This is a genomic window from Bauldia sp. (assembly GCF_965232525.1).
Taxonomy (GTDB): domain Bacteria; phylum Pseudomonadota; class Alphaproteobacteria; order Rhizobiales; family Kaistiaceae; genus Bauldia.
In genome coordinates, this window is sequence record NZ_OZ246980.1 from 990893 (window position 1) to 1005735 (window position 14843).

Below are 14843 nucleotides of genomic sequence, written 5' to 3' on the forward strand. Positions count from 1 at the left end.
AGCGATGATCGGTACCCTTGGATTTGCGCTGCTCGCCGGGATTCTCTCGGTTCTCTCGCCGTGCGTTCTGCCGCTGCTGCCGATCGTTCTCGGCACGGCGACGTCGGAACACAGACTGGCGCCGATGGCGCTCGCCGCCGGTCTAACCCTGTCGTTCACAGTGATCGGGTTGTTCGTAGCCACGATCGGTTTTGCCATCGGCATTCACGAAGGCATCTTTCGCGCCATCGCGGCCGTCATCATGATCGCGTTCGGTGCAGTGCTGGTTGCGCCGGTGTTGCAGACACGATTGGCCGTCGCCACCGGTCCGGTGAGTCAATGGACCGAGCAGCGGTTCGGCGGCTTCTCCACCGGAGGGATGGGCGGTCAGTTCGGCCTTGGCCTCTTGCTCGGCGCCGTCTGGATCCCCTGCGTCGGGCCAACGCTGGGCGCCGCCTCGGTGCTTGCGGCCCAGGGCGAGAATCTTGGCCAAGTAGCCGCAACTATGATCGTGTTCGGGCTCGGTGCGGCGGCGCCGTTGGCGTTGCTCGGCCTGCTGTCGCGCGAAGCGCTGCTGAAGTGGCGAAACAGGATGTCGAACGCCGGCCGGGGCATCCGACTCGCGCTCGGCGTCGTGTTGATTGGCGTCGGCGCCTTGATCCTCACCGGGTATGACAAGGTCGTCGAGGCGCGCTTGGTTGAAGCCTCGCCGGCTTGGCTGACGACGCTGACGACGAGGTTCTGAACCAACCGCATCACAGCGGATAGTCGGCGGGATCGATACCGCACGTTTCCAAGAACTTCCTGACCTGAACGACCTCGTCAATCGGCAGGCTCTTGTGAGCGTGATGAACGGCGATCGTGTGCCCGTTCAGCTTGATGCCGATCCGTGCGCCGGATCGATTGTCGATCTCCGCTCCCAACTCGACGAGCATGTGTTCGACATTCTTGAAGTTGATATTGCCGCTGATCGGGTGCGCAAACAATGCATGCAAGATCTTGCGATGACGATGGTTCATCCTGATTCCCTGATCTGACTGCGTACAGTATCGCGCGGTGGCACGCTGCGTCACTTGAGCGAGGTCAAAGGCGCGAATATGAGGCGTTAGCCGCGTCGGCCCACGTAAGAATAAAAGATGTGCTGGCCGATCCGATCGACTTTTCGCAGCTTGCTCGCCCAGAACGGCGAAACCGACACCGCGTGATAGTGGGTGGCGCTCCCCAGCGGGCTGTGCTGCAGGTCGCTGCCGGCGAGTACTTCCTGCGCTACCGCCATCGCCTTGTCCCAAGCGCGGCGATCGCGAACCCGTTCGGCCTTGCCATCGCACGCGAACGAGAACTGGCAGCGATGCCGTTTGTGCTCGTTCTGATAGACGACCTTGCAGATTGTATCCGGGTAACGACGGCTGCGAACGCGATTAATCACGACCTGAGCGACGGCCGTTTGTCCGATCCGGTCCTCACCGCGCGCCTCGAAATAGACGGCGTGGGCAAGGCAGCGAGCCTCGCCCGGGGAAGCTGCCGAAAACGCGACCGGGTCGACCGCGACATCGCCCCATTTGAACCCCCGGCGCAGAACGTGTTCGGCGCCCGAGGGATCCGCGAAGACAGCGTCAAACATCGGATGGGTGTCCAGCGCATCGCCGACGGACGCATAGGCCAGCACCGGCATAGATACCGCCGCCGGCCCGGCGTCAGCAGCCACCGGTTCGACTTCCGTGGCGACCTCGGTAGCCGGCCACAGTCGGTCGAAGGTCGGTCGGATTGCTAGGGATTCAAGGTCGGCCTTGACGGTTCGGACGACCGCATGGCTCTGCCGAACATCGACCGCCGAAACATCGACAACGCGCCGCTCGGAGAATGCCCAGCGGGTGGTCGACGCCGCTGCGACCAGACATACAGCCAGAAAAATCAGGAAGATTGTCGGACGCGGAACGCCCGCCGACCGCGTCGGCCCCATATATGTCGACCCCGGTATTTCCATTCTGTTAAGAAATAGCCGAAACAGGCGTCAAACTGCAAGTCGCTGCGGTTCTCATCAGCTATCCGCGACCGACAAATGGCATGTTGGTTGCCATCACCGTCATCGTCAGGACGTTGGCGTCAAGCGGCAAGCTCGCCATGTAGACGATCCCGTCGGCTACCGCTTTGACGTCCATTCGAGGCTCAGTCGCGAGGCTGCCGTCGGCCTGGAGCACACCGCCCGTCATCTTCTGGGTCATGTCCGTCGCAGCATTGCCGATATCGATCTGTCCGCAAGCAATGCTGTACGGCCGCCCCTCGAGCGCGATGGACTTGGTGATGCCGGTGACGCCGTGCTTGGTGGCGTTATATGCGATCGCATTGGGACGGGGGGTCGTCGCCGAGATCGAACCGTTGTTGATAATCCGGCCGCCTTGGGGATCTTGCGCTTTCATCACCCGGTATGCGGCCTGAGCACAGAGGAACAAACCGTTAAGGTTGGCGTCGACCACCGCCTGCCAATCGGCGAACGCGACGTCCTCAATGGGCGCCGGCGGGGCGGTGATGCCGGCGTTGTTGAAGACGACATCGACCCGGCCGAACGCTGACTTGGCAGCCGCGAAGAGCGCTGTCACCGAGTCTGGATTGCCGACGTCCGTCGGCACCGCTATGGCTTTGCTGCCAAGGTCGGCGATCTCGGCCGCCACTGATTCCAGCGGTTCCTTGCGGCGACCGGCCAGAACGCAGGCATAACCCTCGCCCGCCAACGCCAGGACGCTCGCCTTGCCGATACCGCTGCCGGCACCGGTCACCACCGCAACCCCCCGAGACTCAGCCATTTTCTTGCTCCGTGTTCGCTAGCTTTGAACCGGCGTTTGTACACGGCCTGACGTAGCGCGGATACCGACAAGTTTTAGGCGTAGTGGGCGGGCCGGCGATCGCATCTTTGTCCCGACGCAAGCGGTCGAAGGCCTACTGGCACGTCACTGCGAACTCGCTCAACCGTTCGACGATGCGGGGAATGTCGCACCGGTAAAAACCAGCAGAGTTAATCGAATTGAATTCAACCACTCGGAGATCGGTGCCTTTGCGGCCAGGAACCTCCGCGATATCAACGACGAAACAGGGTGCCGGCGCGTAGAGGCTCACGACTGTATTGGTAAACTCCAGGACATGGTCCGGAGCGCCTGCTGATTGCGTGGGAATGCCCCCATCAGCGTACTGGCAGAAGGAGACAAGCTCACCATCGACAACGAAGACTCGCCATTCCCGACCGAGATCCCAAGCCTGTCCGACCAAAGCTGCGTTGTCGTTGTTATCAAAATACCCCACTCGAACAAGTTTGCTCGCCCAGGCCTCGAGGTCCGGCAAACCGTAGACTTTGCCTGGAAATTCTTTCGTTTCGGAATCAGGCCTGATGAACACCTTCGTCCATCCGGCTTGGCGGGCGACTCGAGCTGCATCCGACCAAGTTGTGGTGACGGCATCGCCGTTCAATGCGATCTCGCCGAGCCTGTCGCGAGTTTCGCCAGCTGCAAAAGCGGGGCCGTCCCAACCGCCAGGTATCCAATCGTTCTCGCGAGCAATCCTCAAGAGGCCGCTTGAACCGTAGACGATGCAGGGGCCATCTATGTCTGGCAATGGCTCCGCGGGTTCATGGTCAAAGGGAATAACCCGCAGGGTTTCGAGGCGGCACCCCAAAGTCCCTATGGATTTGGTCAGCGCGTTGTAGTCGCCCTGACCGATAGCGTTGGACTGAAGTATCCACGTGACCGGAAGGTTCTTCATCTGATCGACGGAAAACTGTCTTGCTTTCCACCCACTTTAGCCGCGGAGGATAGATAACAAAGTCGCTCCAGTATCCTCGATCGAGCCCGAGGTATCGATTGACATGACGTCTTCGCCATCGACGATCCTCCCGACTTCGCGAGAGAGCCGTCTTGCGATGTCGGCTTCGGTTTCGCGACCGCGTTTCCGCAGCCGTTCGGCCAACACAGCCGCCGGGGCCACGAGCGACACAACGATGGTCGGCTGAAAGCGCTTGCGCGCGTCATCGACCACGGTTCGCGAGACATTGACCACAACGGTCCGCCCGGCGGCCAGATCCGCGGCGATGCCGGCCGGGATTCCATACCGGAGGCCGTGGGCGCCCCAATGCAAGGCAAAAGCGCCGCCCTCCACCTGGGCGTCGAACGCCTCCTCCGACAAGACGTCATGATCCTCGGCGGCGGTGTCGTCGCGGGTGATGCTCCGTCGCGGAAACACGAAAGAGGAATCTTTCGTCAGATGCCGCCGGCAGTGATCGATCAGCGTGTCCTTGCCAACGCCGCTCGGACCGACCACCAGGATCAGCGTGCCACGGCCCGTGTTCGGATGACACCTCAGACGACCCGGCGACCTTGGCGCCAGACCGACCGGACGACGGGCACACCGTCATCGATGTGAACCTGTACCAGATCGGCTCGCTTCCCCGGTGCGATTTCACCACGGTCATCGAGACCGGCGGCGGCGGCCGGGTTGGCCGATACCAACGCGACAGCGGCCGGCAAATCGATCGAACCGGATCTATCGGCGATCATGAAAATCGACTGGAGCAGACTGAAGGGGATGTAGTCCGACGACAGGACATCAAGGAGCCCGGCATCGGCGAGATCGCCGGCAGCGACGTTGCCAGAATGAGAACCACCGCGAACGATGTTGGGGGCGCCCATGAGAACCTTGAGGCCGGCCTCACGGGACGCGCGTGCGGCTTCCATCGTGGTCGGGAATTCGGCGAGCCCGACACCGTGCTCGACTGCCTCCTCGACATGGGCCTCGGTGGCGTCGTCATGACTGGCAAGGATGATCCCCCGGGCGCGGCAAGCCTCCGACAACGCCTTGCGGTTCCCTGGCGACCACCGGCCGGCATGCTCCTGCCGCTGCCGGACGAAGGCCATGAACTCGTCGTCCGACATGCCGGTCTTGCCCTGATAGTAGATCCGGTAGGCGTCCATTGACGTGAACTGACGCTGGCCCGGCGTGTGGTCCATCATCGAGACGAGCCGGACCTGCGGGTCATCTGCGAACAGCGCGAACCCATCCATCACGTCCGCGGCCGACACCTCGCACCGCAGATGAATAAGATGGTCGGCACGGAGTCGACCACGACTCTTTCCCGCTTCGATTGCGTCCGCCAGTTGACGCATGTCCTCGGAGCGCAGCCGGGCGTCCTCGTCCATGCCGACCCGCAGCGCGTCGAACACCGTGGTGATTCCCGACGCCGCAATCTGGGCATCGTGAGCCTGGACTGCCACCGCCGCGTTCCAGCGGACCTGCGGGCGCGGCGCGTAGTGGCTTTCCAGGTGGTCGGTATGGAGCTCGACCAGTCCCGGGAGCAGCCAATCGCCCTCCATGTCGACACCGTCGTCACTGCTTCCACGGTCGCCGACCTCGGCGATTGTGCCGTCGCGGACCACCAAGTCGCCGTCATGGACGGTGTCGGCAAGGACAATGCGCGCGTTTCGGAAGACGGTTTCGATCATGGCGTCGTTCGTTCGGCGTCATCCGGAGCTGACTCTTTTTGAGAGTACCAATCGGGACGACGGCCTTCCTAAATCACCATTTTGCGGAGTTGCTGTGATATCAGGTCAACAATCGTGACCGTGATGATGACAACGATGAGGATGGCCGCGGTTTCGGCATAATAGAAGCCGCGGATCGATTCGAACAGCACTTGTCCGATACCTCCGGCGCCGACGAGGCCGAGGACGGTGGCAGAGCGCACGTTCGATTCGAACCGGTAGAGCGAAAATGAAAGCCACAACGGCATCACCTGCGGGATGACGCCATAAACGATTTCCTGAACCTTGGACGCGCCGGTTGCCCGAATCCCCTCGACCGGCCGAGGGTCGATCGCTTCGACGGCCTCCGAGAACAGCTTGGCCAGAACCCCCGTGGTGTGAATGAACAACGCCATGACACCGGCGAACGGCCCGAGCCCAACCGCTACCACGAACAGGACTGCGAAGACCAACTCGTTGATCGCGCGGAAGGCGTCCATCATACGGCGAACCGGCTGGTAGACCCACCACGGCACCATGTTGTTGGAACTGAGGATGCCGAACGGCACCGAGGCGATGACGGCAAGAACCGTCCCCCAGATGGCGATCTGCACCGTCAGGATGATTTCTTCGATGTAGTAGTCGATGTCGCGAAAACTGGGACTAAGGAAGCCGCTGGCGTAGTCAGCCATGTTGCTCGCGTCGGTGAACAGGTTCACCACGCGATACATCTCCGCCGGCGCCCAGCCCCAGACCAGGAGCGCGACCAGACCGCCCCAGACGACCAAGTTGAACGCCGTGCGGCCCCAGTCTCGCGCCGGCAGCGCCGGGGGCTTTCCCGAGCGGCTTCGCAGAGCGACGTCGGTGGTCATGTTGTCACCAGACAGTAAGGGCGGCGCTAACCGCGCCGCCCAATGCCTGCGACGCCGGATCTAGACCTGCGGTATCTTCGCCATCAGATCTTCGTACTTAGCTTTCTCGGCCTCGAGCTCTTTCACCTTGGCGGTCTTGTCCGCGTCCGACATCGAGTCATCGGCCTGGACTTGGAAAATCTGCTTGGTGATCTCCATGACCCGGATCGGATAGAGCTGCGCGTCCGAAGACGGCCGGAACGGGGCCCAACCCAAGGGCTCCAGGACGCCGCGGGCCGTTTCGACCTCCTCGGGTGTGCCAAGGCGGCCGTAGCCGACGAAGAAGGTCATGATCTTGTCCTTGGTCGTCTGATCAAGCTCCTTGTGCCAGACGATCGGGTCGGACGGAATCAGCGGCGACTGCCAGATGATCTTGACCTTGGCGGCGGCTTCCGGATTGGTCACCTGAAGGCGGCGGAGGTTCTCGGTGTTATTGGTCGCCACGTCGACCTGCTTGTTGGCAACCGCCATCAGGTTGGTCTCGTGGTTGGCGTTGCGCACCGTCTTGAAGCACTGCTTCGGATCGATGTTGTTCGCCGCGAAGACAAACGTCGTCGGAACCAGGAAGCCGGATGTCGAGTTCGGATCGCCGATGCCGAAGTCGAGCGACTGGTCACAAGCCAGCGCGTCCTCCAGAGAAGACAGCGGGCTATCGACGTTGGCGAGCAGCAGCGACCAGTAGCCGGGGTTTCCTTCGACATCTACCGTCTGGACGAAGACTTCGCCGTTCGAGCGATCAACGGCTTCCATCGCCGACTTGTTGCCGAACCAGGCGACGTCGACCTTGCCGAAACGCATGCCCTCGATGACGCCGGCATAATCCGAGGCGAAGAAGGCATTGACCTTCAGGCCCGTCTCCTCGGTCATCGCATCAAGGAAGGGGTCCCAGATGGTCTTGAGGTTTTGCTGGGACTCGGTCGAGATGATTCCGAAGTTGATTTCGGCCGTCTCGGCAAACGCCGCTGTCGACAGCGACGCGACGATGGCAGTCGCGGCGACGCTCTTGAGCAGAAGGTTCATGGTTGGTCTCCTCTTGGGGTAAACGAAGGCGGTTTGGTTCAGGCGGTGGCCAGAGCCGGCTCCCGGACAGGCGGTTCGGTCCGCGCCGGGGCATCAGGCAGGATCAGTTCCTCAGACGCCTCGCCATACAGATCGCGCAGAACGTCGGTGGTCAGATCAATCGACGGCCCGTCATAGGCGATCTCACCGTCGCGGAGCGCGACGGTTCTCGGACAGAAACGGCGTGCATATTCCACCTGATGCAGTGAAACGACGATCGTGATGTCGTCGGCATGGTTGATTTCGGACAGCGTCTCCATCACCCGCCGCGAAGACACTGGATCGAGAGACGCGATTGGTTCGTCAGCGAGAAGTAGCCGAGCGCGTTGAACCAGCGCCCGGGCAATTGCCGCCCTTTGTTGTTGGCCCCCAGACAAGGTCGAGGACCGCTGCCGCGCGGTTTCGGCGATGCCGACGCGCGCCAAGGCCGCCATCACCGCTTCTTTTTCGCTGCGGCTGAACATGCCGAGCGTACCTCGCCAAGTCGGAATGTGGCCGAGGTGACCAACCAACACGTTGGTCATCACGGGAAGCCGACCAACGAGATTGAACTGTTGGAAGATGACCCCGATTTCGCGTCGGATGTCCCGCGCTTCGTGACTGAGCCGGCCGCCTTCTTGCAGGCGCCGGCCATAGACATCGATACAGCAGGGGCCTTCGCTGCCGCGATCAAGGCCGGCGACGTGGCGAATAAGGGTCGACTTGCCCGATCCTGACGCCCCGATGAGCGCCACCATCTCGCCCCGCTCGACGGTCAGGTCGATCCCGCACAGGGCTTTCTTTTTGCCGAAAGTCTTGGTCAGTCCTTTGACAGAAACAGCCGGCACCACCTGCCATCCAAGCTTGGGAGACTGAGGTCAGCGGCTTGGCTACCCGTCTATTCTGACCGTCAGGTCTCAGTTCGGTGACGCTTTTGTGTCGGCGTCCGCGTCTGTGTCAAATCTCTGATTTCGCTCATATTTTTCCAGGAAATCCTCGATCGATAGCGCGCGGAAGTCGTGGAGTGCCCGGTGGATATCTTCATGCGGCCAGTTCCACCACGCCAAAGCGCGAAGTCGTTCGGCGGCCGGTGCTGGAAATCGCGCCCGGATCGGGCGGGCCGGAACTCCGCCCACGATCGCATAAGGTTCGACGCCGCGCGTGACCACCGAGCCGGCACCAATCACAGCACCGTCGCCGATGACGACCCCGGCGGTGACAATTGCGCCGTGGCCGATCCAAACGTCATGGCCGACTGTCACGCTGTTGTCCTCGCGCCAACGGAACACGGTCTCATCCTTTTCTTCGCCGGCAAAGTAATCCTCGGAGCGGTAGGTGAAGTGGTGCTGGCTTGCACGCCATGTCGGATGGTTCGGTGCATTAATCCGCACGTTGGAGGCAATCGAGCAGAACCGTCCGATGTCGGCAAACAGGACCTGGCCGTCCTCCATGATGTAGCTGTAGTCACCCAATTGGCTATGAGCGATGCGGGTTCGGTCGCCGATTTCGGTGTAGCGGCCCAGGCGGCAGGTTTCGACCTGCGCGGTCGCCGCGATGGTCGGGGTGTGGCCGAGTCGGGTCACGCCGTTGTCGCGACCGCAAAATCGCGGACGTCAACAAGCCGGTCGGCGACCGCATCGCGGACGTCCTCATCGTGGAAGATTCCCAGGAAGCCGACACCGCGCGTCTTGGCCGATCGGATAAGGTCGATGACAACCTGGCGGTTCACCGCGTCAAGGGAAGCAGTAGGCTCGTCGAGCAGCAACAACGGCTTGTCGTCGATGAAACCGCGAGCGATGTTGACCCGCTGCTGTTCTCCGCCCGAGAAAGTCGCCGGCGGGAGGCCCCATAACCGCGACGGCAAGTTCAGTCGGCCGAGCATTTCTTCCGCCCGTGTCCGCGCTTCATCGGCATCGATGCCGCGCGCCAGAAGAGGCTCGACGACGATATCTCGTGTTGCCACCCGCGGGACGACCCTCAGAAACTGGCTGACATAGCCGACCGTCGATCGGCGCGCGGCAAGAATCGTTCGCGGCGGCGCGGCAGCGATATCGACAAAACCGCCGTTGGTTGCCAGTCGAATCATCCCCGAGCCGATCTCATAGTTGCCGTAGATCATCTTGAGGATTGAGCTCTTGCCGACGCCCGACGGTCCGGCGAGCACAACGCACTCACCAGGCGAAACCGTCAGCGTGACGTCGCGAACCACTGGGATATGAACACCGTCCCGCAGGTGCATGGTGAAGCTTTTGGCGACGTCGCGGAGTTCGAGGCGAGGAGTCATGCTCAAACCGGGAGGATCGAGGCGACAAGAAGCTGGGTATATGGCTCTCGCGGATCGTCGAGGACCCGATCGGTTAGTCCGCTTTCGACCACCGCACCGTCCTTCATGACCATCATGCGATGGGAGAGAAGGCGCGCCACGGCAAGGTCGTGGGTGACGATGATCGCAGCCATCCCGAGATCACTGACGAGCCGGTGGAGCAGATCGAGGAGGCGCGCCTGCACCGACACGTCAAGGCCACCAGTCGGCTCATCCATAAACATCAGTCGGGGTGCCGTGACGAGATTGCGTGCGATCTGGAGGCGTTGGCGCATTCCGCCGGAGAAGCTGCGCGGGTCATCATCAATGCGGTCAACCGCGACTTCGACGCGGCCAAGCCAATCGACTGCGCTTTCCCGGATGCGGCCGTAGTGTCGATCGCCGATCGCCATGAGCCGCTCGCCGACATTGGCGCCAGCGGAGATCGTCATCCGCAATCCATCGGCCGGATTCTGATGCACGAAACCCCAATCGGTCCGCATCAGCAGGCGCCGCTCAGCCTCACTCAGTGTTGCGAGATCCCTAGTTTCACCATCGCGCATCCGGTAGCGCACACTCCCCGCGGCCAGCGAGAGGCGGGCGGCGAGGCAGTTCAGCAATGTCGTCTTGCCGGAGCCCGATTCACCGACGACGGCGAGAACCTCGCCCGGCCAAAGATCGAAAGTTACATCACGACAACCAACGCGGCGCCCGTAAAAGTGGGTCACCCCTTCGGCCCGCAGAAGGGGCGCTTCGGCCTCGCTCACGACCCCGCCTCCAACTCACCGGCCTGACGGCCGCGATGACCCGCAGCCCGCCGTCGCTCGCAGAAATCGGTATCGGAACAAACGAACATGCGACCACCGCGATCATCGAGGATCACCTCGTCAAGGTAGACGCCGGTCGCGCCACACAGACCGCACGGTTCCTCGAACGCCTGGATCGAGAACGGATAGTCCTCAAAGTCGAGGCAGCGGACATGGGTGTGGGGCGGGATGGCGTAGATGCGCTTCTCGCGCCCCGCCCCGAACAACTGCAGGGCCGGGCAATCGTTCATCTTCGGGTTGTCGAATTTGGGAACCGGCGAGGGATCCATCACATAGCGGCCGTCGACTTCAATCGGATAGGCGTAGGTCGTGGCGATATGTCCGTACCGGGCAATGTCCTCGTAGAGCTTCACATGCATCAGCCCGTATTCGCTGAGGGCGTGCATGGCACGCGTTTCCGTTTCCCGAGGCTCCAGGAACCGCAGCGGCTCAGGAATCGGCACCTGATAGACCAGAATCTGATCCTCGCTCAGCGGTGCCTCGGGGATTCGGTGGCGGGTCTGAATGACGGTTGCATCCTCCGTCCGTGTCGTCGTCGCAACCCCGGCGGTCTTTGCGAAGAACGCGCGGATCGAAACGGCATTGGTGGTGTCATCGGCGCCTTGGTCGATCACCTTGAGCACGTCATCCGGACCGAGGATCGCCGCGGTCACCTGGACGCCTCCCGTGCCCCAGCCATAGGGCATCGGCATCTCGCGACTCGCAAACGGCACCTGATAGCCCGGGATCGCGACCGCTTTCAGCAGCGCCCGCCGGATCATCCGCTTGGTCTGCTCGTCGAGATAGGCAAAGTTGTAGGCAGCGTCAGAACCGCCCTCAGCCGGCAGATCGTTGGCCATGGCGTCAAGAGCGGCATCGTCGGTCACTCCGCGGCCTCCCGATCGTCCGTCCGCTCTCTCGCTTCGAACTCGCTGCGCAACCGCCGTAGCAGTTCGAGTTCAGCCTGAAAGTCGACGTAGTGGGGGAGCTTCAAATGCTCGACGAACCCGGTCGCCTGAACATTATCCGCGTGGGACAAGACAAACTCCGCATCCTGCGCCGGTGCGACCTTATCCTCGCCGAGCTCGTCGGCGCGCAGAGCCCGGTCGCACAAGGCCATCGTCATGGCTTTCCGTTCAGCGTGTCCGAACACCAGACCGTAGCCGCGGGTGAACTGCGGTGGCGCTGTCGCCGAGCCGGCAAACTGATTGACCATCTGGCATTCGGTAACGGTCAACCGGCCGAGTGACACCGGAAGGTCGAGCTCCGGAACATCAAGCTCGATCTCAACCGAACCGATGCGGATTTCTCCAGCGAAGGGATGATTGCGGGCGTAGCCGCGCTGGGTGGAATAGCCGAGCGCCAACAAGAAACCCTCATCGCCACGTGCCAGCGCCTGAAGGCGAAGGTCGCGGTCGGCAGGGAACGACAGCGGAGTCCGGGTTAGATCCGCCGGCGGGTCATCGTCATCGGCTTCGCCATGCGACTCGATCAGACCCTCATCGCCCAACAGATCCGTGACCCGGGGCATCGGCTCGAACGACGCCTCACCGCGAACGGCCTCATCCGGATCCTTGTCGCCGTCGAGACTCGGGTCAAGGAGGCGGTGGGTGTAGTCGAAGGTTGGTCCAAGAAGTTGCCCGCCCGGCAAGTCCTTGAAGGTCGCCGATATACGCCGCTCGATGATCATGGCGCCGGTATCGATCGGCCGGCTGGCGCCGAACCGGGGCAGGGTCGTCCGATAAGCCCGTACCAGAAATGCAGCCTCGATCAGATCGCCACGCGCCTGCTTGATCGCCAATGCGGCCAATCGGCGATCGTAGAGCGAGCCCTCGCCCATTACCCGATCGACTGCGAGGGTCAGTTGCTCCAGAATCTGGTCGACGGTGAGCGCCGGCACCGACCGGTCACCACGACGCACATCCGCCAGAAGCCGATGGGCATTGGCGATGGCGGTTTCGCCGCCTTTGACCGCCACATACATCAGCCAGCTCCGCGCGACACACGTGTCGATCGGGGGAGAGCGGCCACGGCCTCCGGCCCGGCGAACACGAGATCGACGCCGCGCGGGAACCGGTTTCGGTTTTCGTTGAGTTGATCAAGAAAGCCATCGGGCAGCGGATGTGGCGCAAACGCCTGAGTGTCGGCGACGCCCGGTCCACGCACGATGAGGCGGTGATCGCCGGCAAAATGATCTACCTGGGCGACAATCGTTGTCGACTCATCCGGGTAGGTGTCAGACCCCTGCGCGAACAGCGACAAATCCGGCATGGCGGCGCTGTCCGCGATCGCTGCGAATGCAGAGTTCGCCGGCGTCTCGGCAAGCGGGGCTCCGGTGTGGAAGCGCAACCATGCCATTACAGTCTCTCGACCCGCCAACCGACGGTCGAGAAACAACGGCGTGTCATGATCGGCAAGCGTGCATAACACTGCCGCGGCGACCGGGTTGAGCGGTGATGGTGGACTCACGACATCGTCGATCGGCATTACGGTTCCAGGCCGCGCCACGGCCGACAGGACGGTGCGAAACGTCGCTTGGGTTCGTAGCGGTGATGTCGGCGCCATGTGGTTTGGAGCGATGGTCACCTAGGAGTCCTCGCCACGGACCATGGTGAAGAAGTTGACCCGTGTCGCTGCGGTCTTCGCCGCGGAATCGGCCTCCTCGGCCGCGAGCCGCGTCCTGGTGGGGGCCAGGATATCGTGCTCGACACGCTGACGGTGCGTCTCGGTCTGCCAGAGCGCATCGAAGCACGCGACGAGATAAGCCTGCCGCCGCCGGCGACCGAGAACGTAGCCATAGCCGGTTTCGCCGGTCGACAGCTGCACCGCCGCGCGGGTGACGGTCATTTCGCCGAAGTTGAACGCGGCACCGCCGCCACCGATCCTGCCCCGCGCCATCACCAGACCGAATTCCGGATCTCGTAGCGTCTTGATTGACGGGAGAGCCGGCATCGCACGCCAAGCCTCGGTTAACAGGCCCAATTCCGCCTGCACCAACAGCGCCAAGGCATCTTGACGCGAGGATAGGCTCGTCGACTGATCCACCAAATCGGCTCTAGATTTGTCTAGTAATATAGATAACTATATCAACTAACACGTGACATGGTGATGACGGAAGCCTCGACCACGGAAAAAAGCGCAGTCGGACGCGGCGGCGGCGTCGCACTGTGGCGACAGATCGCCGACCAATTGCGAAACGAAATCGCCGGCGGCGTGTGGACGGCTGATGCTGCGCTTCCTACGGAGGTCGCCCTTGCAACACGTTTCGGCGTCAATCGCCATACGGTGCGTCGCGCTTTAGCGGCGCTTTCAGCCGACGGACTTGTTCGATCCGATCAAGGTCGTGGAACCTTCGTGCTCGCTGGCAGGCTCACCTACCCGATCAGCCGACGAACCCGTTTCTCCGAAATCGTCAGCCGACAAGCGCGGGAACCCGGCGGCCGCATGATCGCAAGCCGCGTGGAATCAGCCGACGTTCGCTTGTCGGGTTTTCTCGAGGTGCCGCAGGGGACACCGCTGATCTGCCTCGAAACACTCAGCGTCGCGGATGGCGTGCCGATTTCGGTTTCGCTCAACTGGTTCTCGGCCGACCGTTTTCCGAACCTTGTCACCGGCTATGCCGAGACGGGGTCGATCACCGCGGCGGTAAAAGCGGAAGGGGTCGAAAACTATCTGCGCCGTTGGACTCGCGTTCGCGCCGAGACCGCCGACGCTAAGGATCGCGACCGCTTGCAGCTACCGGTCGGTGCCAGCCTCCTGGTCACCGAGGCGCTCAACGAAGACCAAAGGGGCAACCCGCTGCATTTCAGCATAACGCGGTTCGCCGCTGATCGGATCGAACTCGAGATTGAATCGAGGCCGGAGCCGCGTGGCTAAACTCTTCCCGCTGGGCCGGCGCCGGCCATCATGTCACGGGGAACGATAATCTTGCCGATCGGCCACAGGGCGATCCCTGCCAGCTTCAGATGGGCCCATGCGAAAGGAAGCCCGATGATCGTGATTCCCAAGCAAATGGCGGTGATGACGTGGGCCAGCGCCAGCCACCAGCCAGCGAGCACCAGCCAGATGATGTTCCCGAGGGCGCCGAACGGGCCCGTCCCGATGTCTCCCTCGCCGGTATGCGCCTCGCGATCGACCGCGGCGAAACCGAATGGCAGGAACGTATAACGAGCCATGTTGAAGGCAGCCCGCGCCCACGGGATGCCGATGATCGTGATCACCATGATCAAGGCAGCCAACAGCCACCCGACCGCCATCCAGAGGCCACCAAAGACCACCCAAAGGATATTGAGAAGCAGGTTCATTG

Annotated in this window: 19 protein-coding genes; 2 read left to right on the top strand and 17 right to left on the bottom strand. The window is 62.4% G+C overall.

Annotation, left to right across the window (positions count from 1 at the left end; genetic code table 11):
• The first annotated feature begins 4 nt into the window (after positions 1 to 4).
• Entirely contained in the window at positions 5 to 724 is a 720-nt protein-coding gene (locus ACO076_RS04715; RefSeq protein WP_421725575.1) for a cytochrome c biogenesis CcdA family protein, read from the top strand.
• Positions 725 to 734: 10 nt separating this feature from the next.
• Here the strand turns inward: ACO076_RS04715 and ACO076_RS04720 are convergent, their stop codons facing one another.
• The 16 genes from ACO076_RS04720 to phnG all read right to left on the bottom strand — a co-directional run bounded on the left by ACO076_RS04720 (position 735) and on the right by phnG (position 13582).
• Entirely contained in the window at positions 735 to 998 is a 264-nt protein-coding gene (locus ACO076_RS04720) for a hypothetical protein (RefSeq protein WP_421725576.1), read from the bottom strand.
• Positions 999 to 1084: 86 nt separating this feature from the next.
• A complete protein-coding gene (locus tag ACO076_RS04725; RefSeq protein WP_421725577.1) occupies positions 1085 to 1939 on the bottom strand; it encodes a cell wall hydrolase in 855 nt (284 codons plus the stop codon).
• An 82-nt stretch (positions 1940 to 2021) separates the two neighbouring features.
• Entirely contained in the window at positions 2022 to 2780 is a 759-nt protein-coding gene (locus ACO076_RS04730) for an SDR family oxidoreductase (protein WP_421725578.1), read from the bottom strand.
• 133 nt (positions 2781 to 2913) lie between these two features.
• Positions 2914 to 3729: an ATP-grasp domain-containing protein gene (locus ACO076_RS04735; protein WP_421725579.1), complete on the bottom strand. Its 816-nt coding sequence runs from the start codon at positions 3727 to 3729 to the stop codon at positions 2914 to 2916.
• A 36-nt stretch (positions 3730 to 3765) separates the two neighbouring features.
• Entirely contained in the window at positions 3766 to 4350 is a 585-nt protein-coding gene (phnN, locus tag ACO076_RS04740) for a phosphonate metabolism protein/1,5-bisphosphokinase (PRPP-forming) PhnN (protein WP_421726672.1), read from the bottom strand.
• Positions 4323 to 5462: an alpha-D-ribose 1-methylphosphonate 5-triphosphate diphosphatase gene (locus tag ACO076_RS04745; RefSeq protein WP_421725580.1), complete on the bottom strand. Its 1140-nt coding sequence runs from the start codon at positions 5460 to 5462 to the stop codon at positions 4323 to 4325. Before ACO076_RS04745 ends, phnN begins: the two co-directional genes overlap by 28 nt.
• Positions 5463 to 5530: 68 nt before the next feature.
• Positions 5531 to 6352, bottom strand: coding sequence for a phosphonate ABC transporter, permease protein PhnE (gene phnE, locus ACO076_RS04750; protein WP_421725581.1), 822 nt, complete (start codon positions 6350 to 6352; stop codon positions 5531 to 5533).
• Positions 6353 to 6412: 60 nt separating this feature from the next.
• Positions 6413 to 7411, bottom strand: a complete 999-nt coding sequence (gene phnD / locus ACO076_RS04755; protein WP_421725582.1) for a phosphonate ABC transporter substrate-binding protein — start codon at positions 7409 to 7411, stop codon at positions 6413 to 6415.
• 38 nt (positions 7412 to 7449) lie between these two features.
• Positions 7450 to 8277 (bottom strand): phosphonate ABC transporter ATP-binding protein, encoded by an 828-nt coding sequence (phnC, locus tag ACO076_RS04760; RefSeq protein WP_421725583.1) that lies wholly within the window; start codon positions 8275 to 8277, stop codon positions 7450 to 7452.
• A 69-nt stretch (positions 8278 to 8346) separates the two neighbouring features.
• A complete protein-coding gene (locus ACO076_RS04765) occupies positions 8347 to 9012 on the bottom strand; it encodes a DapH/DapD/GlmU-related protein (protein ID WP_421725584.1) in 666 nt (221 codons plus the stop codon).
• A complete protein-coding gene (gene phnL / locus ACO076_RS04770) occupies positions 9009 to 9713 on the bottom strand; it encodes a phosphonate C-P lyase system protein PhnL (protein ID WP_421725585.1) in 705 nt (234 codons plus the stop codon). Before phnL ends, ACO076_RS04765 begins: the two co-directional genes overlap by 4 nt.
• Positions 9714 to 9715: 2 nt before the next feature.
• Complete coding sequence (gene phnK, locus ACO076_RS04775; protein WP_421725586.1) at positions 9716 to 10498, bottom strand: phosphonate C-P lyase system protein PhnK; 783 nt, start codon at positions 10496 to 10498, stop codon at positions 9716 to 9718.
• On the bottom strand, positions 10495 to 11397 hold the full coding sequence (locus tag ACO076_RS04780; protein WP_421726673.1) for an alpha-D-ribose 1-methylphosphonate 5-phosphate C-P-lyase PhnJ: 903 nt from the start codon (positions 11395 to 11397) through the stop codon (positions 10495 to 10497). Before ACO076_RS04780 ends, phnK begins: the two co-directional genes overlap by 4 nt.
• A 23-nt stretch (positions 11398 to 11420) precedes the next feature.
• Positions 11421 to 12521 carry a carbon-phosphorus lyase complex subunit PhnI gene (locus tag ACO076_RS04785; protein WP_421725587.1) on the bottom strand — a complete coding sequence of 367 codons (1101 nt, stop codon included), beginning with the start codon at positions 12519 to 12521 and terminating at the stop codon, positions 11421 to 11423.
• The gene (gene phnH / locus ACO076_RS04790; protein WP_421725588.1) at positions 12521 to 13123 is read right to left on the bottom strand and encodes a phosphonate C-P lyase system protein PhnH; all 603 of its coding nucleotides are present in this window, start codon (positions 13121 to 13123) and stop codon (positions 12521 to 12523) included. Before phnH ends, ACO076_RS04785 begins: the two co-directional genes overlap by 1 nt.
• A complete protein-coding gene (gene phnG / locus ACO076_RS04795; RefSeq protein ID WP_421725589.1) occupies positions 13124 to 13582 on the bottom strand; it encodes a phosphonate C-P lyase system protein PhnG in 459 nt (152 codons plus the stop codon). It abuts the gene before it with no gap.
• A 63-nt stretch (positions 13583 to 13645) separates the two neighbouring features.
• On the opposite strand from phnG, the gene phnF reads away from it, so the two are divergent.
• Positions 13646 to 14413 (top strand): phosphonate metabolism transcriptional regulator PhnF, encoded by a 768-nt coding sequence (phnF, locus tag ACO076_RS04800; RefSeq protein ID WP_421725590.1) that lies wholly within the window; start codon positions 13646 to 13648, stop codon positions 14411 to 14413.
• Here the strand turns inward: phnF and ACO076_RS04805 are convergent.
• The gene (locus tag ACO076_RS04805) at positions 14410 to 14841 is read right to left on the bottom strand and encodes a YccF domain-containing protein (RefSeq protein WP_421725591.1); all 432 of its coding nucleotides are present in this window, start codon (positions 14839 to 14841) and stop codon (positions 14410 to 14412) included. The genes phnF and ACO076_RS04805 overlap by 4 nt on opposite strands.
• Positions 14842 to 14843: the final 2 nt, after the last annotated feature.

Excerpts from the sequence above, each read along its gene's own strand:
- ACO076_RS04780 (WP_421726673.1), bottom strand. The coding sequence starts at position 11,397 with ATGGCCAACGATCTGCCGGCTGAGGGCGGTTCTGACGCTGCCTACAAC.
- phnD (WP_421725582.1), bottom strand. The coding sequence starts at position 7,411 with ATGAACCTTCTGCTCAAGAGCGTCGCCGCGACTGCCATCGTCGCGTCG.
- ACO076_RS04785 (WP_421725587.1), bottom strand. The coding sequence starts at position 12,521 with ATGTATGTGGCGGTCAAAGGCGGCGAAACCGCCATCGCCAATGCCCAT.
- phnF (WP_421725590.1), top strand. The coding sequence starts at position 13,646 with ATGACGGAAGCCTCGACCACGGAAAAAAGCGCAGTCGGACGCGGCGGC.
- ACO076_RS04735 (WP_421725579.1), bottom strand. The coding sequence starts at position 3,729 with ATGAAGAACCTTCCGGTCACGTGGATACTTCAGTCCAACGCTATCGGT.
- ACO076_RS04725 (WP_421725577.1), bottom strand. The coding sequence starts at position 1,939 with ATGGGGCCGACGCGGTCGGCGGGCGTTCCGCGTCCGACAATCTTCCTG.
- ACO076_RS04745 (WP_421725580.1), bottom strand. The coding sequence starts at position 5,462 with ATGATCGAAACCGTCTTCCGAAACGCGCGCATTGTCCTTGCCGACACC.
- phnL (WP_421725585.1), bottom strand. The coding sequence starts at position 9,713 with ATGACTCCTCGCCTCGAACTCCGCGACGTCGCCAAAAGCTTCACCATG.
- phnE (WP_421725581.1), bottom strand. The coding sequence starts at position 6,352 with ATGACCACCGACGTCGCTCTGCGAAGCCGCTCGGGAAAGCCCCCGGCG.
- ACO076_RS04805 (WP_421725591.1), bottom strand. The coding sequence starts at position 14,841 with ATGAACCTGCTTCTCAATATCCTTTGGGTGGTCTTTGGTGGCCTCTGG.
- ACO076_RS04730 (WP_421725578.1), bottom strand. The coding sequence starts at position 2,780 with ATGGCTGAGTCTCGGGGGGTTGCGGTGGTGACCGGTGCCGGCAGCGGT.
- ACO076_RS04715 (WP_421725575.1), top strand. The coding sequence starts at position 5 with ATGATCGGTACCCTTGGATTTGCGCTGCTCGCCGGGATTCTCTCGGTT.
- ACO076_RS04720 (WP_421725576.1), bottom strand. The coding sequence starts at position 998 with ATGAACCATCGTCATCGCAAGATCTTGCATGCATTGTTTGCGCACCCG.